Origin of the sequence: Candidatus Mycoplasma haematohominis (assembly GCF_902712995.1) — a bacterium.
GTDB classification, from domain to species: domain Bacteria; phylum Bacillota_I; class Bacilli_A; order Mycoplasmatales; family Mycoplasmoidaceae; genus Eperythrozoon_B; species Eperythrozoon_B haematohominis.
This window is the reverse complement of sequence record NZ_CACTIB010000019.1, coordinates 46,252-67,012: the sequence shown is the minus strand read 5'-3', so window position 1 is coordinate 67,012 and position 20,761 is coordinate 46,252. Positions and strand designations below refer to the sequence as shown.

The following is a 20,761-nucleotide window of genomic DNA, read 5'->3' as shown; positions in this document are numbered from 1 at the left end:
AAGGAAATGTTCTAGGACTAAACAGTAGATCTGATGTTTTAACTAGTTTTATAGAACCAATTAGATCCAAAGGTGTATATAAAGATGGCAAAATAATCTATCCTAGATATGACCTAATAGAAGGAGCTACAGGACAACTATCTTCTTACAAAAGTCAAGTAACCAAATACTACTTATCTCAAGGAGAAAGAACAGCTTTAAGTAGGGATAGAAATTGGAGCCGTGATGAGAACTAAATTTGGTAGTGTTTTTGTTATCCAAGCAATAAAGATGAATTAATGGACTATCCTTTCAATACTTAATATGAAAAAGAGAATTCTCCTATCAACAATCCCAATTCTAGGGGGGGGGTTAGCTTGAAGTTATCTCTACAAAAATAAAAATAGACTAGAAATACTAGAACTGGATATTCCTGAAAATCTATCAGAAATACTAAATGAACCAGAAAAAGGCTCTCCTAAGAATACATCAATTCTCACAAGCAATCCAGCAATACCAAATTCCTCAACTTTCAATAAATATCTAACTGATAACTCCCAATTGGCTTCTAGTAATGCAGCTCTATTGGCAGACCTAGAAGAATCTAAAAAAGAAGGCTACAAAACTGGATTAAAGCTATATGATGAGCCTTATGAAACTGATTTATTTAAAGACTGAGAAGAAGAAGGAAGTAAAGAAATAGACACATCAATAGGAAAAGAAAGAATAAAGGTAATACAGGATTACAGCATCAAAGTAAGAAATAAATGCAGTTGAGGAACAGGTTGATTCTTAGATTACGTACTTCCTAAAGGCAGTCAGACATATCCAACAACATGATTCATCGCAACTAACTCTCACGTAATTGCAGATGTTCAGTTTGGAGAAAACCCTTACGAGCAACTTTTACCTAATGCTCCAGGAAGAGGTTGTCTAGACAATGTTGAATCCAAAGACAAGACAGTTCTATGATTCTTCAAAGAAAAAACAATAGATTGAGATGAAATTCAAGATGGAGATCAAAGATTACAACAAATGGATCCAGAAAAATGAGATGCAGAACCTAAACAAAAAATAAACGCATACGAAATGCAAAACTCAGAAGACGGTCAGGATAGCGAATATCTTTACTTCAAAACAAAAGAAGCAAAACTTTTCTATACGCCAATCAACTTCTTAGGCTTAAATCCACACGATTTAGGTTATTCACACAAAAGACCAAATTACTTCAAAGACTTTGCAGTATTGAAAGTTGACTTCAAAGATGAAAGAACAGCTCAATTAATAACAAGAGACTTCTACAACAAATATGACAGAGAAAAAGTTACTGAAGGAAATAAATCACTTAACTTTTTCGCTGAAGAAATAGCAGCAAGAAAAACAGCTGAAGAAATAAAAAAAGAAAGAATGAATTACTTTATAGCTGGATATCCTCGTAATGCTCCAAACGAATATAGAAGTTATGGAAACTTCTCTCCTGACAAGAAAAAAGGATCTCATCTATCTTACGACTGATATTCATATTACTACGTAAAAAATGCATCCGGTCAACAGGTAGTAGGATATTACGACTCCGGAAAAGAGCACAGTGATGTTTACATAAATACAGACACAGGAGCATGAGATGAAGAATATCTTCACCCATGAGGTTACTACTACGCACTACAACACACAGGTCTAGGCAAAGGATCTTCAGGTTCTCTAGTTACAGATGAGAAAGGAAACGTTCTTGGACTAAACAGTAGATCCAATATTGGAACTAGTCTTATAGGAAACATGTTTTTGCTTACGCATAATCAAAATCCAAAATATTTATCATACGCTTTATCTACACATCATGCAAAGCTACAAAAACAAAAATACGCAAAAGAAGGAGCAATAGTAAGTATTTCAACAAATGGACTTAAAAAAATAAAAATCCCTCTTCCTCCCCTAGAAATACAAAAGCAAATTTCCGAAACCCTGGATGTACTTCGGGAATTAGTGAGGGAATTAGTGAGGGAATTAGAAACCGAACTCAAGCTCAGAAAAAAACAATATAGGTATTATCTGAACAAGCTCATATCTGATGTAATTGAGAAAGGATGGGGAGAGTATAGGACTTTAGGAGAAATAATAGAAACCCAAAAAGGATTTAGTTTTGATAACAAAAAATATTCAAAAACCGGACTACCAATAATAAAAGTATTAAATGTCCAAAATGGACAAATTAATACAAATGAATTAGTTTTTTTTAATCCTGAAGATTATCAAAGAGATTTAAATAAATTTATTTTGAGAAAAGGAGAAGTATGCATAACAACTGATGGCGCTAGTTCTGGAAAAATAGCTATAAACAATCACGATTCAAATTTTTATATAAGTGCATCTGTTTGCAAGTTGAATGCCAAAAAAGAAATAATTCCTAAATATCTTTATTACTCTCTATTAAGTAAAGAAAAAGAAATTCACAAACTTATACAAGGAACGGCTGTAATGCATCTCTATCCGGAAGACTTAAAAAAACTAAAAATCCCCCTTCCTCCTCTAGAAATCCAGGAACAAATAGCTAATGTTTTAGATCGATTAAGAGAACTATGCGAAGATTTAGAAAAAGAAATGCCTAAAGAAATCGAGCTATCTAAACAAAGATATAAGTACTACAAAGAGTTATTAATTATTGGAAAACGCTAAGAAATAACCAAATCCAAAAATTATTTATTAATAAGGATTCTTCTTAAGAAACATGAATACTCTAATTTCCAAAATAGCAGGCAGTGGAGTAGCTTTAACCGTGGGAGCGACATCTACTGCCCTGGCAAAGAACAGTTCATTAGGGGGGGGGAACTTCTCAAGCATTACTTCAGAAACACAATTTAATAGGATTCCTTATAAATTTGACCAAATCTTTAAATTGAAATCCACTGAAAAAGAAGACTATGGAATGCTAAATGAGAACACGAAACTGAAATGAAGAAAAAGGCTAGCAGATTTTCACATAAATAAATCCAAAGTTAGAAGTCTTATCTTTGAGAAATTAGTAATTAAACCTATAGATGATTTGAATCTGACAAGTCACGAATTAAGCCATGCCGATTACATCAGAGACCGCATAACAAAATTAGAAGAAAATAAAGTACAACCATTCATGCAGGAGTTCTACAGAGAGTGTAGAAGAATATCCTCATTTGTTATCGGACAAGCAAAACATTCAAACTACTATGAAACAGAAATTAAAAAATTCATAAATCCAGGAAAAGAATTAGAAGACAGAATAGCTAGATACTGAAGAGATGCTTGAGTTGGCTGTTCTAAGTCAGGAAGCACTACTTCAATTGATATAGGATGGCCTGATAGAGACAAAATAATCGAAAGAGAACCTGCCGAAAAAGCATGAAGTATAAAAAATCAAAGAGTATAGTTTTTGTTAATTGGGATGTATCAAAAAACCATTTCTAATATTTATCGAACATGCAACTAGTTCCTCCAGCAGCAAAATTAGCAGGGGGGGGCAACGATTGTAACTTCTTCTAGTGTAATAGGAACTACGCAACTAAAACAAAAATTTCAGTCAGAAGGTTTTGAAGAAAAATTTGAGGTTTCATCGTGAAGACAAGTAAGTTATAAATTTAGCGAAATATTCGGAAGTAAATTAAGATCAACAAGAGCAGAGACTTATGACAAATTAAGCGACGACAACGAAAAAAAGCAATGAATAAAAAGATGAGCGAAAATGTATGCCGAAAAAGACAAAATAAAAAGTAAAAGATTCAGTTTTCTAATTAAAGAAGATTTTTTAAAAACTAAACCCACTAGTGAAGACGCAGCAAAAACAGCTGTAGAAGACTTAAATAAAGACGATACTCAAGAATTTATAAAAAATTTCTATAAAGAATGTAGGGACATATCTCAATTAATTTTTGGAAAAATTAATCATCCTAACCATTGAGAAAAGATAGTTAAAAAATTTTTAGAAAAAGACAATACTGACATAAAAGAAAAAGAAGCTAGATATTTCAGAGATGCATGGGTAGCTTGTTCTAATTCTGGGCAGGATAATAGTATAGATCCAAGCTGGCCTTATCAAAAAGAAATCGAAACAAAAAAAGACCAATGAAACGATAAAAAATAAAAAGTTAAAAATCTATTCAAATTGAATCCTATGAAACAACCCTAATACCTAAAGTGAATTTCAAAAATCTAAACTTTTCTTTCTAAACAAATTTTTTTAAACGCTTGTCACTCTTTGTTCGAGTCTGATTACTAATTAGATGTTTTTGTATTAAAGCAAGCATCTTTAAAGGCGTCTCAAGTATCCTTATTTGCTTCGGTTCCGCTAGGAACAGTCCGTAATGGAAGTTTAGAAGTATATTCACATCATTTGCTTGCATAATCCGCCACTCCATCTTCTTTTCCGGCAGTTTTAACATCACCCTTGTCTGGCCTTGTAACTGGGCTTGCTGTAGTTCCTAAACCGGTATTATTCATTTTCTCTCAAACTTCTTCAAGTTTTCCTTGATAAGTAGTATCTTTAGTGCTTCCTTCTAAAAACTTCTTAATTCCACCTTTAGTCCCGCCTATATATTCTTTGCCTGTCAATTGCTTTTCTGCCTGAGACTTATAAGTTTCTACTTGCTCAGTTTTATTTTCCATAGAACTAGGAAAAGCACCAGCAAAATAAGCTGCGCCTACTCCACTTCCGCCTACGGCTACTGTGCCTGCTGCAACAGCTGCTGCTGTCTGAGGAGTCATGTTTAATTTATATATTCCCGAAGTTTACTGATACTTAAAACACATTTACTAAAAAAGAACTATTTCAGATAAAAAATTACGTCTGAGAACAGATAATTCCTTAATTTTGTACTGTTGCAAAACCAACTATAGAAAATACAAAGCAAAAAACTGAATGATTAAATCAATCTAACAGAAACAAAATAATAAAAAATAACTCGAATTACTAACCTCCAGCAACCGGAGTGAATTTTTTAGTGTTGAAACAAGCTGCTTTAAAGGCATCTCACGTATTTTTATCAGCGTCTGCATCTATAGGAGGTTTTTCTAATGTTTTCTTAGATATATGTTCACATCATGCATTCGTATAGTTGGCAACCTCCGATGCTTTAGTATTATCCTTTACACTTGTCTTTTCAGGTTTTGTTATGGAAGGTAATCCGCTACTGTCCATATTATCTCAAGCTCCATCTAATGCTGTCTGATAAGTGGTGTCAGTTGTGCCGCTTGAAAGTAATTTAGAAATCTCATCTTTATTTTTCCCTATATATTCCTTCTTGTTCTTAATATCTGAATCTTTCTTGGCTTGAGTTAAATAATTATCTTTATCAAAAGCACCAGCTGCATAAGCAGCTAATGTTCCTCCTCCGCCTATTACTACTGTTCCGGCAGCTGCAGCTCCTACTGCTTGAGTTGACATAACCTAACTAACCTTTTTTGGGGGTTCCAAACAAACATCTGCAAAGTTCTTCCAATTCTCATCTTTTTTCATAGACTCATCTGATCAATCTATTTTTTCATCTTTTTTAGTTGGTGTGTTTTTCTTAGTTTCTTCGCATCAACCTTTTACCGCTTCCTTAATTAAATCTATTTTCTTTGGTGATGTACTATCTCCATCTTTCCCTGCAACATCTATATCTGTGTCCTGAATTGCAGTGCCTCCAGTTCCTACTTTTCAAGAACCCCTAATTCTCTTTAAAGCATCCTTATATGGATTGCTTGCCTGACCAGCAGTTCCAACTATCTTGCTACTAATCTTCTCAGTATCCCCTCCTATATATTCATACCAATTCCTATTTGCATAATCTAAAAAATCATCATAAGGTCTCAATTGTGTATAAGCGGCATAGCTAGTCCCAGCTACAGCTACTGCGCCTCCCGTAATTCCTGCTCCTATTGCTGCTGGTGATGCCATATCCTTTTTAAGTTGGCTTCTTCTGCTCTAAACAAACAGTTTGAAACGGTGTTCAATTTTCATGAGATTTAACATTTCCTTCATTCCATTTTTTATCATTAGATGTCAACTTAACATCTTTGGTTTTCTCGCATCATAATTTTGTTTTTTTAGATATTTTCGTTAAATTAGAATCGTTGCTTTCTGCGCCATCTACACTCGCTTCTTGAACATCTGTCCCTCCTTCTTGCTGGATAATCTTTTCTAATTCTTTCTTGTAATTATCCTTATTACTTCCTTCTAAATTAGCCTTTATTTTGCCTTTTAAATCTGAATCGTTACCTATATATTTATGAGTTTTACTTAACTTAGCATTGAAATAGGCCTGAAAGCTATCATAAGTAGCCTCTCTCTCAAAAGCTCCTGCAGCATAAGCTGCTAATGTTCCTCCTCCGCCTATTACTGCTGTTCCAGCTGCTGCTGCTCCTATTGCTTGAGTTGACATAAATTATTGAGTTCCAGAGGATGGAGTAGGTTGTTGGGTATGAAAACAAGCCTTTTTAAAAGCATCTCATTCTTTTTTATTAGCTTCTGCTTCTGTAGGAGGTTTCTCCAATGTTTTTTTAGATGTATGAACACATCATTTATATAAACAGCAACGTCTTCTGATTTTCCTTCAGTTTTTATATCTCCTTTTACGGGCTTATTCAAACCGCTTTCTTTCTTCTTCAACTCAACATCACTCATATCATCTCAAACCTCATCTAATGCTGTCTGATAAGCTTCATTTTTTGTATTTTCTGTAAGCAATTTAGTAATCTCAGCCTTATTGCCTCCTATATACTCCTTCTTCCCTTTAATATCAACATCTTCTTTGGCTTGAGTCAAATAAGTAGAGGTTGTCTCAAAAGCTCCAGCCATATAAGCAATACCTGTTCCTCCAGCTCCTGCAGCGGCTAAACCCCCCAACCCAGTTCCTACTGCTGCTTGTGGTGTCATAACTACTATCTATTCAAACTTATAGGAAAAACCTATACAATACTTGGAAAACTGCATTATATACACAAAGAAAGCAATAGGAAACTAAAAAATTACTTAAATCCTAATCAATTCAAAATTTTCTTCTTCTTAACTCTGAATCAATATCCTATACACCTAAAGGTATAAAAGAAAGAATCTGGCTGAAGCCTTTTCATAGATAACTTATGCTCATCAACAAACTTAATTATCTCGCTCAACTCATCCTCATATTTATTTATTCTGTCATGCTCATATCTAGCTAAAAGAACAACTTGAGAACAATAATCATTCACAAACTTCAAATAACGCAATCTAGTATTTTTATGAGCAAACACTAAATCCTTATGCTCTTTAACTGGATAAATCAACTTATCCAACTTATTGCAGAAAATTCTTATAAGAATGTCAAATTTTCTATATTCCTTAAAGGTATAAATTCTTTCCTTATTCCATAAATCCATAATAGGACTCATCTCACAAAGAGCATCTTCCTTATTCTTAGCAGTTATGCTCCTAACTCTACTTCAATCTATCTCCTTCTCAGAAAACTTAGTTATCCCTAAACAAATATTCAGATCATCTAATATGGATTTATCTTCCTCAGTAATAACATATCTAACCCACTTATCATATTGCGGGTTATATATCCCTACTCCTTTTATATTCGGATAAGTTGTACTCTTAAGTATGCAATAATAGAGCAACAACTGTATAACAACAGGCTTAGTAGGAAACAACTCCTCATAACACTTAATATCCCAGACTATTTCATCTCCTATAAAGTCACATACACCTTTTACTGATATTTGATTATCTAACTTAACTCTAGGATTAATCTCTATCTTCTTAAAAGAATCCCAAAAACTTAATACTCTGTCAGATAGTACCTCTATAACTTCCCTCTGATAATCAGGTAAATTATTTACTCTCTCAACTTTTCTTAATTCTTCTTTAGATAAATAACTTCCCTGCTTCCTATTTATCTTGTACTTATATCTAGCTAAAGCATCAACAAAAGTACCTACTGATGCTCCATTTATTTCTCCGTGTTTAGATATAAACTCTCCATCTCCAAAGTAATTAGATTCCTTACTAAGCTCACTCCTTATATTAGGTCAAGAAGAAAATATATGTCCAAACTTAGACGCTCAATCAGTTACTCCAAAACTAATCAGTTCAAAATCCATTCCTAAATATAAAAATAGAGATCTAATGCTTCAACTTTAAATTTTCCTTAAATCTAAACCTATTTATCTAACTTACCAATATCATACTTTTATTTTTCATACAACAACTTCCTAACAGCACATCAACAAGATTTACCTCTCAAAAACTTATTATTTCTCTATTTGCTTTGCTCTTAAAACAGTAGATCCAGTTAATAGGGGAGAGATAATTTATTTAGTCTTCTTAGGGCCATAAGAAATTCTTACTCCACATCAAAATGATTTACCTTCCATAGGAGTATTAGTCTTTCAAGCTTTAACATCCCCAACAGTAAGAGAACAGTAATCATTTTCTTTAGTTGGATTAATTACAGAACCACCTAAAGCATTAGTTACATAGTGTTCAACATCTACTGGTTTAGAGCAAAATAAAGCTGCTTCTTGGAACTCATCTACTTTAGGTTTATTACTGTCACTTAAACCATCTATAAAGTCTTTAGTTAAATAGAAATTATCTCTCTTAAATGGTTGCTTTAATACTGCTTCGCATCTATCTTTAAGTACCTTTATTTGCTCATCAGTTATCTCATTTGAACTTAAGTATCCTTTCTTATCAGATCCTATTATCTTTTCCAGACCATCACCTTCTATAAATGTCTGCTTCTCTCAATACTTAACTCCTCCACTTTCTGAAAATCAACCCCCTTTAATTATTTCTTTCCAATCTGCATCATTAGTATTGTTATCTGTTCTTAAAAGAGTAAATTTATGTCTAGACAGAACATCTTTAATAGTTGGTATAGTACACCATTCTCTTAGTCTTGCTAACTGAGCTTTGCTGTCATTATTTGTTGAATCATAAGGTTGTTTTAAAGCTTCTATACAGGCTTGTTTATGACTCTCTGTATATTTCTCATCTGGTTTTTTAAGAGTAGTTAATGTCTTTCCGTCTGTTCTAGTAAATACCTGAACAGGATATTTAACAGGCTTACTACCTTTAAATAATCTGTTATCAAGTAAATCTAATTCTTGATCCTTACTTGGATCAAGTCTTTCCATAAGAATATTCAACAGAACATCCTTAGTGGTGTCGTTATCTACTAATGTGAACTTGCTTTCAGTTAAAGAAGAACCATAAGTTACCTTAGGAACTTCTTCTGCTGTTACTTCAGAAGCTAATGTCTTGCTTTGATCAATAGATTCTGTATTTATTGCCAAAGGTTTTCCTTGCTTTAAATAAAACTTGGCTCCTATTCCTCCTGAACCAGTAACTATTACAGAAGAAGCCAATAACTTCATAAATTTATTTGACAACATAATGCATTTATTAAAAATGAGTTGGCAATTATAGACAGGCTCGCCTTTCTAAAAAAATAGAAATTAAATAAATTTATAAAAAATACTCTTCCTTAACAACTCCGCATATATCTATAACGCCTCCTTTTGTCTTCATCATCAAAATCAAAACAAATATCACACATAAATCAACAATAAAAACATATTTATTGAATTGATAATGAATAATCAGATCCTATAAATATAAAAACTAACCGTAATAAATAATTATCTTCCGACATAAGTCGAATATCCAAATATCTCTATCCCATAAGAAAAGAAACAAGGTAAAAACTAGAAAGTTCATATAAATAAGCAATTTATATAGATATACAAACACTATGAAGAAAAAGCATCTTATTGCTACGGCGCCGATTATATTAGGGGGCGGAATAGCAGTTGGTTTGTCTAGTCAAACTCAAAATAATCCTGATATTCCAGAAAAGGCGAAAATACCATTCAGGTTCGCTTCCTCAGAACTATCAGAAACTCCAGATATTTTTCCACCGCAAGAAATATGAAAAATTCCAAAAACAAATTTTTATGTTCACGGTATTCCTGAAGCCTCTTCTAATAAAGAAGTATTAGAGGAACTAGAGAAATCTAAGCAACCAGACTACAAAACAGAAATACCAGGATACAACGAAAAATACGATGATGATCTATTCAAGAACTGAGATAGCGAATACAGAGAAATAGATACACAAAAAGGAAAAGAAAGAATAAAGGTAATACAGGATTACACCGTAAAACTTAGAACCTCATGCAAAACAGGTCTAAGAACCGGAACAGGATGATTTCTAGACTATGTTCTGCCTAAAGAAGGTCAATCATACCCAACAAAATGATTCGTAGTAACCAACGCCCATGTAGTATCGTATATGCAATTTAAGACCAGTCCATATGGTCAACCACTTCCCCAACCTAAAGGTGAAGGTTGTTTAAATGACGGAGAATCAAAAGAAAAAACACTCCTATGATTATTCAAAGAAAAAAATAGAGATTGAACATCAATAAGCGATGAAAGTAGAGAAATAGAAGAACTAGATCCTGAAATATGAACTAAAGAAAGTAAACAGAGAATAGATTCTTCTTTAATGCTTGATGCATCAAAACATCAAGATAGTGAGTACCTGTACTTCAAAGAAAAAGATGTTCAACTATTCTATGTTCCAATCAACTATCTAGGAGTAAATGCAGAATCTCTAGGATATCAATCCGGAGAAAAAAATTACTTCAAAGACTTTGCAGTTCTAGCAATAGATTTCAAAGACGAAAGAACAGCTCAACTTATAACTAGAGACTTCTACAACAAATATGACAAAGTAAAAGGAAGTCAAAGTGATAAAGCTCTTAACTTATTTGCAGAAGAATTGATGGCAAGAAAAACAAGCACTCAAATGCACGAAGAAAAAATGAACTATTTCGTTGCAGGATATCCAGATGATTCACCTAATGAATACAGAAGTTACGGCAACTTCTCAGTAAGAAATAAGAGAGCAAATAAGTTATCGAACGCGGATTGGGGGCTATACGATATGAGAAACGAACATAATCAACCAATAATGGGTCATTCAAACGTAGGAAAATGGCAAGATGAAAGCAACGACTATGACACTAAATGAAATAATGTTCCACATAATTTATGAGGCTACTATTACACATTAGAAAACACAAGATTAGGTAAAGGTGTTTCTGGCGCTCTTGTTACAGATGAAGATGGAAACGTAATGGGTCTAAGCTCTAGAAAAAGTAAAGAAAGAACCCTTGTAGAACCAATTAGATCCAAAGGTGTATATAAAGATGGCAAAATAATCTATCCTAGATACGACTTGATAGAAGGAACACCTGGCCAACTATCTTCTTACAAAAGCCAAGTGATCGAATACTACTTGTCTCAAGGAGAATCTACTGCTCTAAGTAGAGATAGAAATTGAAACACTGACACAAATTAATTTGTCAATGTTTAGTTATGTAGAAACTATTTAATAAATTACTCTCTGACTAAGAGTCAAACAAACTATGAAAAAGAAAATTCTCCTATCAACGATCCCAATTCTAGGGGGGGGGTTAATTTTCAGCTATTTCTATCAAAACAGAGATAAACATAAAGAAATACCAGAACTTAATATTCCAAAAGATTTATTTGAAATACTAAGCGAGCAAAGAAAAGATACGCCTAGAAATATTCCAATGATTGCAAGCAATCCAGCAATACCAAATTCCTCAACTTTCAATAAATATCTAACTGATAACTCCCAATTGGCTTCTAGTAATGCAGCTCTATTGGCAGACCTAGAAGAATCTAAAAAAGAAGGCTATAAAACCGGACTAAAGCTATATGACGAACCATATGATCCTGATTTATTTAAAGATTGAGAAAAAGAAGGAAGTAAAGAAATAGACACATCAATAGGAAAAGAAAGAATAAAGGTAATACAGGATTACAGCATCAAAGTAAGAAGTAAATGCACATGAGGAACAGGTTGATTCCTAGATTACGTCCTACCTAAAAATGGGAAATCATATCCAACAACATGATTTATAGCAACCAATTCTCATGTAGTCTCAAATATTCAATTTGGAGACAACCCCTACGAACAACTTTTACCTAACGCTCCAGGAAAAGGTTGTTTAGATAATGGCGAATCAAAAGACAAGACACTTCTATGACTTTTCAAAGAAAAAAACACAGATTGGACTGAAATTCCAGATGGAGATAGAAGACTACAACAAATGGATCCAGAAAAATGAGGCAACGAACCTAGACAAAAAATAAATTCATATGAAATGAGAAACTCAGAAGACGGTCAGGATAGCGAATATCTTTACTTCAAAACAAAAGAAGCAAAACTTTTCTATGTGCCAACTAATTTCTTGGGCTTAAATCCACATGATTTAGGTTATTCACACAAAAAACAAAACTATTTCAAAGACTTCGCGGTATTAAAAATTGACTTTAAAGATGAAAGAACAGCTCAACTTATAACTAGAGACTTCTACAACAAATATGACAAAGAAAAAGTTACTAAAGGAAATAAATCACTTGACTTTTTCGCTGAGGAAATAGCCGCAAGAAAAACAGCTGAAGAAATAAAAAAAGAAAGAATGAACTACTTCATAGCTGGATATCCTCGAAATGCTCCAAATGAATATAGAAGTTATGGAAATTTCTCTCCTGACAAGAAAAAAGGAACTTATCTATCCTACTCTTGATATTCATACTACCATGCAAAAAATGAATCAGGTCAACAAATAATAGGGTACTACGATGTTGGGAAAGAACATAGTGATATTTACATAAATTCAGGTGCATGAATATGAGATGAAGAGCATTTTCATCCGTGAGGTTACTACTACGCACTAAGTCATACAGGACTAGGTAAAGGCTCTTCTGGCTCCTTAGTTACAGATGAAGAAGGAAATGTTCTAGGACTAAACAGTAGATCTGATGTTTTAACTAGTTTTATAGAACCAATTAGATCCAAAGGTGTATATAAAGATGGCAAAATAATCTATCCTAGATATGACCTAATAGAAGGAGCAACAGGCCAACTATCTTCTTACAAAAGCCAGGTAACCAAATACTACTTATCTCAAGGAGAAAGAACAGCTTTAAGTAGAGATAGAAATTGGAACCGTGATGAGAACTAAATTTGGTAGTGTTTTTGTTATCCAAGCAATAAAGATGATTTAATGGACTATCCTTTCTCTACTTAATTATGAAAAGAAAAATTCTACTATCAACAATTCCAATTCTAGGGGGGGGGTTAGCTTGAAGTTATCTCTACAAAAATAAAAATAGACTAGAAATACTAGAACTAGATATTCCAGAAAATCTATCAGAAATACTAAATAAACCAGAAAAAGGCTCTCCTAAGAATACATCAATTCTTACAAGCGATCCAGCAATACCAAATTCCTCAACTTTCAATAAATATCTAACTAATAGTTCCCAACTAGCTTCTAGCAATGCAGCTCTATTGGCAGACCTAGAAGAATCTAAAAAAGAAGGCTACAAAACTGGATTAAAGCTATATGACGAGTCTTATGAACCTGATTTCTTTAAAGACTGAGAAAAAGAAGGAAGTAAAGAAATAGACACATCAAAAGGAATTGAGAGAATAAAGGTAATACAAGATTACAGCATCAAAGTAAGAAATAAATGCAGTTGAGGAACAGGCTGATTCTTAGATTACGTACTTCCTAAAGGCAGTCAGACATATCCAACAACATGATTCATCGCAACAAACTCTCACGTAATTGCAGATGTTCAGTTTGGAGAAAACCCTTACGAACAACTTTTACCTAATGCTCCAGGAAGAGGTTGTCTAGACAATGTTGAATCCAAAGACAAGACACTTCTATGATTCTTCAAAGAAAAAACAATGGATTGATCTGCAATTACAGATGAAGAAAGATTATGGCAAATGGATCCAAAAAAATGAGATGCAGAGCCTAAACAAACAATAAACTCATACGAAATGCGAAACTCAGAAGACGGTCAGGATAGTGAATATCTTTACTTCAAAACAAAAGAAGCAAAACTTTTCTATACGCCAATCAACTTCTTAGGATTAAATCCACACGATTTAGGTTATTCACACAAAAGACCAAATTACTTCAAAGACTTTGCAGTGTTGAAAGTTGACTTCAAAGATGAAAGAACAGCTCAATTAATAACAAGAGACTTCTACAACAAATATGACAGAGAAAAAGTTACTGAAGGAAATAAATCACTTAACTTTTTTGCTGAAGAAATAGCAGCAAGAAAAACAGCTGAAAAAATAAGAGAAGAAAGAATGAATTACTTTATAGCCGGATATCCTCGTAATGCTCCAAACGAATATAGAAGTTATGGAAACTTCTCTCCTAAAAAGAAAAAAGGATCTCACCTATCTTACTCTTGATACTCATACTACTACGTAAAAAATGCATCCGGTCAACAAGTAGTAGGATATTACGACTCCGGCAAAGAACACAGTGATGTTTACATAAATACAGACACAGGAGCATGAGATGAAGAATATCTTCACCCATGAGGTTACTACTATGCACTACAACACACAGGTCTAGGTAAAGGATCTTCAGGTTCTCTAGTTACAGATGAGGAAGGAAACGTTCTGGGATTAAACAGTAGATCTAATGTTTTAACTAGTCTTGTAGAACCTATTAGATCTAAAGGAATATACAAAGACGGAAAAATAATCTATCCTAAATATGACCTAATAGAAGGAGCAACAGGCCAACTATCTTCTTACAAAAGCCAAGTAACCAAATACTACTTATCTCAAGGAGAAAGAACAGCTTTAAGTAGGGATAGAGATTGAAGAACTAATTAAGCTTTATTTATATTTACTTGTTCCATATAAAACTTTCACACCACACCAGAAACCTTTACCTTTAGCAGGTTGATAAGTGTAGAAATCATATGTATCCTCTTGTATAGAACAAACTAGACCTTGTTTTATTTTGTCTTTATGTACATTTCTATTTAAAGTTTTAGTTACATAATCTTCTGCTTTGATAGGTTTAGTGCAGAAGAAAGTAGCTTCGTAGAAGCTATCTACAGAAAGTTTTGACTTAGGTTCTTTTGCTCCTGATAAGAAGTAATTGGAAAGATAAAAGTTTTTTACTTCAGGAGCTTCGCCTAATACTTGTTTACATTTATTTTTGAATAGCTTAATTTGATCCGTAGTTACTTCTTCTGGTTTCTTTATCTCTTTATAAGCATCTGCTTTACCTACTAAAGTTTCTAAATCTGAACCAATAATAAACTTCTGATAATCTCAATAATTTACATTGTCCCCTTTTGTAAACCATCCTCCAGATATTATTGTCTTCCAATCATTATCATCTTTAGTCTGATCAACATCTGTATCTAATAAAGTGAAATCATTTCTTTCCAATAAATCTTTATTAGTCTCAATAACAGTACATCATTTCAATAATTTATTTAGTTCATCAACATTTTTAGACTGGTCATAAGGTTGATCTAAAGCTTTTTTGCATTCTCTTTTATATTTATTAACAATACTTGTTGAAGGTTGTTCCAATCAACTTACAACAAAATCTTCGTTGTTTAAACGACCAGAAGCTATCTGATGTGTATTAAGGGTAAAAGCGCTATTTCCATTAAATAATGAATTTTGTTGAACATGATGCGGCGTACTTATATTTGGATTTAATACGTGAAGTAAAGCAACTTTGGCTTTATTGCTATCAGTATTCTCATCAATAATTTTTTTATTTCTCTTCTCAATTTCACTTTTAAAAGTGGCAATTACATCAACAACCTTTGGATTAACTTCAGAAAAATTAGACATCAAAGGTAATGAAACTCCATCTAAATTTCCAGAAAAATTACGAAGATAGAGTTTGATACCTCCACCTACTGAACCAGCAACTAGGGTAGGAGCTCCTAGAGTGCTAAACCAGGTTGAAAATAGTAAACTTTTGTGTTTCATGATCTATTTATCTCTGACTTGTCCAGCATATAACTCTCTAACTCCACATCAGAAGCCTTTACCTTCAGCAGGTTGATAGGTATATCATTCATATGCTTGGTTACCTTCTATAGAACAAATTCTGTTTCCGGTACCTTTATCCCTATCTTCTACTTTACGTGCCTGAGCTTTTAAAACGTTTGTAACGTAATCTTCTGCTTTCATGGGTTTAACACAGAAGAAAGTAGCTTCATAGAAGCTATCTACCGCATAAGCAGGTTTCTTGTTTGAATTAATTCCTTCTCTGAAAAGAGTAGATATTGGAAAACTTTGTATTGAAGGTTCTTTTTTAAGAACTGCTTCACACTTACCTTTAAATAAATCAATATGTTCTTTGGTAACTTGATCTGTTGTTTTTATCTCTTTATCTAAGTTTTCTCCTAGTAATTTCTTTAATTCTCCATTGTCTAAAAATCCTTGTTTTTCTCAGTGTTTATAAGTTTCGTTTGCTGTACTTTTAGTAAACCAGCCACCAGATATTATTTTTTTTCAATCTTCATTATCTTTATCAATAGAAGTATCAGTATTTAAAGTTTCAAAACCACTTCTGGTTAATAGTTCTTCATTATTAGGGATTACTGTACATCATCTAATTAACTTCTCTAGTTCTTCTGCATCCGTTTCATGTGAATATGTCTTATCCAAAGCCGCTTTACAAGAATTTTTATAAGCTGTGTGGGCTGTTGGTTGTTTTCAAACATGTATCTCAAAATTTTCTATTCTTCCTGGTTCTGCTGTAAAAGTTCCTGTTACCTTATCGCCTTGCTCAACTTTTACTTTCTTACTACCTTTAAATAATTCTTCGTCTTTAAATTCAAAAGTATTTACACGCGAATCTAAACGATGTAATAGTACTGTCTGTAATTGCGCATTAGTAGTTTTGTCATCAATAGGAGTTAAATTTCTAGTTTTTATTACATCTAAAAAGGTTCTAGGAGCAATAACGTCATCTGATACCAATTCCAAAAACGGAAGAGTATTTAGGTCAGAAGAAAAGTGACGAAGGTAAAGTTTGATTCCTCCTCCTACTGAACCAGCAACTAGGGTAGGAACACCTAGAGTGCTAAACCAAGTTGAAAACAACAAGTTTTTATGTTTCATAATCTATTTCGCTCTAGTTGAACCAGCATATAACTCTCTAACTCCACATCAGAAACCTTTGCCCTCAGCAGGTTGATAGGTATATCAACTATAAGAAGTTGAAGATTCCAGAGAACAAATCCTACTTCCTGTTCCTTTTGAATCCTCACTTGTAGATCTAGTTTTAGCCTTCAGAATATCTCGAACATAATCTTCTGCTTTCATAGGTTTAACGCAGAAGAAAGTGGCTTCATAAAAACTATCTACAGCATAATCAGACTTCTTAGATTGATCAATTCCTTCTCTGAAAAGAGTAGAAAGAGGGAAATTGTTTATTGAAGGTTCTTGTTTAAGAACTGCTTCACATTTCTTTTTGAATAAATCAATATGAGAATCATCAACTTTTGCTTTATCTTTTATTTCTTGATCTAATTCAGTTCCTAATAAAGTCTTTAATTCATCTGTACTAAAGAAAGATTGTTTTTCTCAATACTTAAAGTTTGTTTTTTCTTGATGTTTAGTAAATCAACCTCCAGATATTACTGTTTTTCAATGATCATCATCTGTAGCATCTTCTGTATTCAGAGGCGTGAAGCCATTTCTAGTAAGTAAATCTTTATTTGTAGCAATAACAGTACATCATTTAACTAATTTATCTAATTGTTCTTTATCTCTAGATGCTTCATAAGATTTTTCTAAAGCTTCCTTACATGCGCTTCTATGAGAATAAATACTAGGCTTTTGTAAAGTATGAATTACAAATTTTTCCTGTCTATCTGTAACTGTAGTAAAAGTTCCCTCTATTGTTTTTGCATTAGAAATATTTACTTCTCTGCTTCCTGTAAATAAATCATCTTTTTTATGAGTTAAAGGATTTGCTCTTGAGTCTAAATGATGCAACAAAACGGTTTGAATGTGGTTTGCTGAAGAACTATCATCAATTGGAATTAAATTTCTTCCTTTTATTTCATCTAAAAAGGTTCTAGACAAAGTCGCATCATCTGATACCAATTCTAAGAATGGAAGAGTATTTAAGTCAGAAGAGAAGTGACGAAGATAAAGTTTGATTCCTCCACCTACTGAACCAGCAACTAGAGTGGGAACACCTAGAGTACTAAACCAAGTTGAAAACAGTAAACTTTTGTGTTTCATGATCTATTTAGCCTTTTCGTGTCCGGCATACAATTCTCTAACTCCACATCAGAAACCTCTACCTTCTGCTGGTTGATTTGTATATCAGTCATAAGGATCTGTAGACTCTAGAGAACAAATTCTGTTTCCAGTTGCCCCTTCATTAGGAATAGATGCACGTGTTCTTCCGTGAAGAACTGTCTTAATGTAATCATCTGCTTTAATGGGTTTGACACAGAAGAAAGCAGTTTCATAGAAATTATCTACAGAATATTTATTCCTTGTACCCTCTGAAATTCCATCCCTAAAGAAATTAGATAAAGGAAAATTATTAATTACAGGCGCTTCTGCTAATGATGCTTTACATTTATTTTTGAATAAATCTATATGACCTGAAGCAACTTGCGCCTTATTTTTTATTTCCTGATTTAAACTCTCTCCCAATAATGTCTTTAAATCATTGCCTGTAAAGAAAGACTGTTTATTTCAGTATTTAAAATCAGAATTGTCTTTACTTACTGTAAATCATCCACCTGATATTACTTCTTTTCAGACTTCATCATCTTTGTTAGTTTCTGTATCTAAAATAGTAAAGCCGCTTCTAGTTAATAACTCTTCTGTGTTATTAATTACAGTACATCATCTAGCTAATTTTTTCAATTGTTCTGCACTTGCGGAAGAATCATAGGTTTTTGCAAGAGCATCTTGACATGCTTTTTTATGTGCCCTAACTTGTGGTTTTTTTCAAAGGTGAATTTCAAATGGTTCTGAACTTCCTCTTTCAGTTACAGCAGTTCCAGAAATCTTATTCTCTTTTTTAATGTCTATTTTTTTACTACCATCAAATAACTCATTATCTTTAGTAGCAAAAGGAGTTATATGAGAATCTAATCTATGCAAAAGAACTAACTGAACTTTAGATTCTTCAGTTGTGTCATCAATAGGAGTTAATCCGACAGATTTAATTAACTCTAAGAAAGTCCTGTTTCTAAATGTTTCACTATGTGCAAATAAATTAGTGTCTAATTTAGAAGTAAAGCTTCTCAAATAGATTTTTACTCCCCCACCTACTGAACCAGCAGTTAGGGTAGATATACCTAAGAAATTCAATAAGCTAACAAGTGCTTTTTTATCCAACATAGTCCTATAAAATCTTTGTATTTATGGTTGGTAGCGGCCATTTTATGGAGAAAGTTCAATTTGAAGTTAAAAGTTAAATAAAAATCAAAAAAAATGCTGTCGGAAAATTCCTTAATGAGGTAATTTCTGATATAATGCGCGCCAACTTTATAAAAAAAATTAACTAAGCCTTTTTAGGTGCGGGTTTAGGAGCATAAAGCAGTTTTACTGCACATCAAAAGGCTCTTCCGTGGAAAGGATCAGTTGTTGATACTCTTGCATAATGAGTAGGTTGCATATTATTTACATAACAATAATCACTTTTATTTTTATGATCAAAAGTTCTCTTAAGAACTCCTTGCATGGCATTAGTTACATAATCTTTAGCATTTGTAGGAACTGAACAAAACATAGCTACTTCCTGGAATAAATCTACTTTTGGTTTTGGAACTAATTTAGAACTCATATCATCTACAAAATCTTTAGTTAAATAGAAATTTTCTCTTTCAAAATTCTTCTCTAATTCTTTCAGACACTTATCTTTAACAATCTTTATTTGGTCTTGAGTCACTTCTCTTTCGCTCTTAATTCCTATATTTTCTTTTTTGTTTAGGATTTTTTTAACTTCTTCAGGAGTGAAAAAACTTTGCTTTTCTCACCATTTATGCTTACCCTCTTTCTTAAATCAACCAACAAGTATCTTCTTGATACTGTCATCAACTTTTCCCTTGTATCTATTGTCTGAAAAAACCTGAAACTTATGTCTTCCTAATACATCTTTAACTCTAGGTTCTGTACATCACTCTCTCAATCTAGATAATTGATTTTTTCCCGATGTATCATCTTTGTATTCAATCTTTAGAGCATCTAAACAAGATTGTCTAAAGTTAGCAGCTAAATCATTACTTGGTTTCTCTATCGTCTTTAATTGCTTTTTGTTGTCTTTGGATTTAAATACTTTTGATTTGAATGAAAAAGAAATACTACCTGTAAATAATTGGCCAGGGTTATAAGAAAACCCTTCGTCTTTGTTTGGATATAGTCTCTGGAACATAACATTTTTAATCACATCATCAGTAGTATTTTCAGTAACAAGCCGAAATCCAGCTTCAGATATCTTGTCTGAAAAAGTAATTATTTTTGGAACAGAGGGTTTAAGTGGTTCAACAACAATCGGAGCAGGAGGGGAAACAATTGCTTCTTTATTGTCAGGAACTTGTAAAGGTTCTTGCGGTTGTAACTTATCTGGCTCTTCAGGAACAGAAATTAAATCTTTAGATGGATCTGCCTCTTCTAAAGAATAAAAAATAGGAGAATCTCCGGAAGTAAAATAACCTACATTACCAAAATAAAGCTTTATCCCGGTTCCTGTAGAGCCAACAACTAATAGAGGAATTCCGTAACGGTTGAAAAAATAATCAAATATTCTCATAGTGATTTCTCAGTCATAAATAAGTCGTTATTGACATGTGGTGCGGCCATTTTAAAAAGGAACATGCTTTTCAAACTGAAATTAGAAAATAAAGACAAAAAGCTTAGGT

The 20,761-nt window shown here is 32.9% G+C and carries 18 protein-coding genes and 1 pseudogene; 7 read left to right on the top strand and 12 right to left on the bottom strand.

Translation table 4 applies throughout. From position 1 onward, the window contains the following. From H6411_RS03200 to H6411_RS03185, 4 genes and pseudogenes are all read left to right on the top strand, one after another. A pseudogene (locus H6411_RS03200) lies at nt 1-236 on the top strand (MIP family Ig-specific serine endopeptidase); the annotation flags it as partial. A gap of 67 nt (nt 237-303) precedes the next feature. After that, nucleotides 304-2,652, top strand: coding sequence for an MIP family Ig-specific serine endopeptidase (locus tag H6411_RS03195; RefSeq protein ID WP_216083205.1), 2,349 nt, complete (start codon nt 304-306; stop codon nt 2,650-2,652). Between the two features lie 52 nt (nt 2,653-2,704). After that, nucleotides 2,705-3,379, top strand: a complete 675-nt coding sequence (locus H6411_RS03190; RefSeq protein WP_216083204.1) for a hypothetical protein — start codon at nt 2,705-2,707, stop codon at nt 3,377-3,379. 312 nt (nt 3,380-3,691) lie between these two features. After that, nucleotides 3,692-4,090, top strand: a complete 399-nt coding sequence (locus tag H6411_RS03185; RefSeq protein WP_216083203.1) for a hypothetical protein — start codon at nt 3,692-3,694, stop codon at nt 4,088-4,090. Between the two features lie 131 nt (nt 4,091-4,221). Here H6411_RS03185 and H6411_RS03180 read toward each other — a convergent pair whose 3' ends face one another. The 7 genes from H6411_RS03180 to H6411_RS03150 form a co-directional block, all read right to left on the bottom strand. Then, on the bottom strand, nt 4,222-4,710 hold the full coding sequence (locus H6411_RS03180) for a hypothetical protein (protein WP_216083202.1): 489 nt from the start codon (nt 4,708-4,710) through the stop codon (nt 4,222-4,224). Nucleotides 4,711-4,915: 205 nt separating this feature from the next. Next, nucleotides 4,916-5,389 (bottom strand): hypothetical protein, encoded by a 474-nt coding sequence (locus H6411_RS03175; protein WP_216083201.1) that lies wholly within the window; start codon nt 5,387-5,389, stop codon nt 4,916-4,918. A gap of 3 nt (nt 5,390-5,392) precedes the next feature. Then, the gene (locus H6411_RS03170; RefSeq protein WP_216083200.1) at nt 5,393-5,884 is read right to left on the bottom strand and encodes a hypothetical protein; all 492 of its coding nucleotides are present in this window, start codon (nt 5,882-5,884) and stop codon (nt 5,393-5,395) included. Between the two features lie 7 nt (nt 5,885-5,891). Continuing rightward, a complete protein-coding gene (locus H6411_RS03165) occupies nt 5,892-6,368 on the bottom strand; it encodes a hypothetical protein (RefSeq protein ID WP_216083199.1) in 477 nt (158 codons plus the stop codon). Further along, on the bottom strand, nt 6,350-6,862 hold the full coding sequence (locus tag H6411_RS03160) for a hypothetical protein (protein WP_216083198.1): 513 nt from the start codon (nt 6,860-6,862) through the stop codon (nt 6,350-6,352). Before H6411_RS03160 ends, H6411_RS03165 begins: the two co-directional genes overlap by 19 nt. 92 nt (nt 6,863-6,954) lie before the next feature. After that, nucleotides 6,955-8,070: a hypothetical protein gene (locus H6411_RS03155; protein WP_216083197.1), complete on the bottom strand. Its 1,116-nt coding sequence runs from the start codon at nt 8,068-8,070 to the stop codon at nt 6,955-6,957. A 210-nt stretch (nt 8,071-8,280) separates the two neighbouring features. After that, nucleotides 8,281-9,366: a hypothetical protein gene (locus H6411_RS03150; RefSeq protein WP_216083196.1), complete on the bottom strand. Its 1,086-nt coding sequence runs from the start codon at nt 9,364-9,366 to the stop codon at nt 8,281-8,283. Nucleotides 9,367-9,725: 359 nt separating this feature from the next. On the opposite strand from H6411_RS03150, the gene H6411_RS03145 reads away from it, so the two are divergent. The 3 genes from H6411_RS03145 to H6411_RS03135 all read left to right on the top strand — a co-directional run bounded on the left by H6411_RS03145 (nt 9,726) and on the right by H6411_RS03135 (nt 14,726). Next, nucleotides 9,726-11,339, top strand: a complete 1,614-nt coding sequence (locus H6411_RS03145) for an MIP family Ig-specific serine endopeptidase (RefSeq protein WP_216083195.1) — start codon at nt 9,726-9,728, stop codon at nt 11,337-11,339. Between the two features lie 67 nt (nt 11,340-11,406). Next, nucleotides 11,407-13,038, top strand: coding sequence for an MIP family Ig-specific serine endopeptidase (locus tag H6411_RS03140; RefSeq protein WP_216083194.1), 1,632 nt, complete (start codon nt 11,407-11,409; stop codon nt 13,036-13,038). A gap of 68 nt (nt 13,039-13,106) precedes the next feature. Continuing rightward, nucleotides 13,107-14,726, top strand: a complete 1,620-nt coding sequence (locus H6411_RS03135; RefSeq protein WP_216083193.1) for an MIP family Ig-specific serine endopeptidase — start codon at nt 13,107-13,109, stop codon at nt 14,724-14,726. 3 nt (nt 14,727-14,729) lie between these two features. Here H6411_RS03135 and H6411_RS03130 read toward each other — a convergent pair whose 3' ends face one another. The 5 genes from H6411_RS03130 to H6411_RS03110 all read right to left on the bottom strand — a co-directional run bounded on the left by H6411_RS03130 (nt 14,730) and on the right by H6411_RS03110 (nt 20,652). Then, entirely contained in the window at nt 14,730-15,851 is a 1,122-nt protein-coding gene (locus tag H6411_RS03130; RefSeq protein WP_216083192.1) for a hypothetical protein, read from the bottom strand. Nucleotides 15,852-15,854: 3 nt separating this feature from the next. After that, entirely contained in the window at nt 15,855-16,991 is a 1,137-nt protein-coding gene (locus H6411_RS03125) for a hypothetical protein (RefSeq protein ID WP_216083191.1), read from the bottom strand. Between the two features lie 3 nt (nt 16,992-16,994). Next, nucleotides 16,995-18,122 (bottom strand): hypothetical protein, encoded by a 1,128-nt coding sequence (locus tag H6411_RS03120; RefSeq protein WP_216083190.1) that lies wholly within the window; start codon nt 18,120-18,122, stop codon nt 16,995-16,997. Between the two features lie 3 nt (nt 18,123-18,125). Next, a complete protein-coding gene (locus H6411_RS03115) occupies nt 18,126-19,241 on the bottom strand; it encodes a hypothetical protein (RefSeq protein ID WP_216083189.1) in 1,116 nt (371 codons plus the stop codon). 163 nt (nt 19,242-19,404) lie between these two features. Further along, nucleotides 19,405-20,652: a hypothetical protein gene (locus H6411_RS03110; protein ID WP_216083188.1), complete on the bottom strand. Its 1,248-nt coding sequence runs from the start codon at nt 20,650-20,652 to the stop codon at nt 19,405-19,407. Nucleotides 20,653-20,761 lie beyond the last annotated feature (109 nt).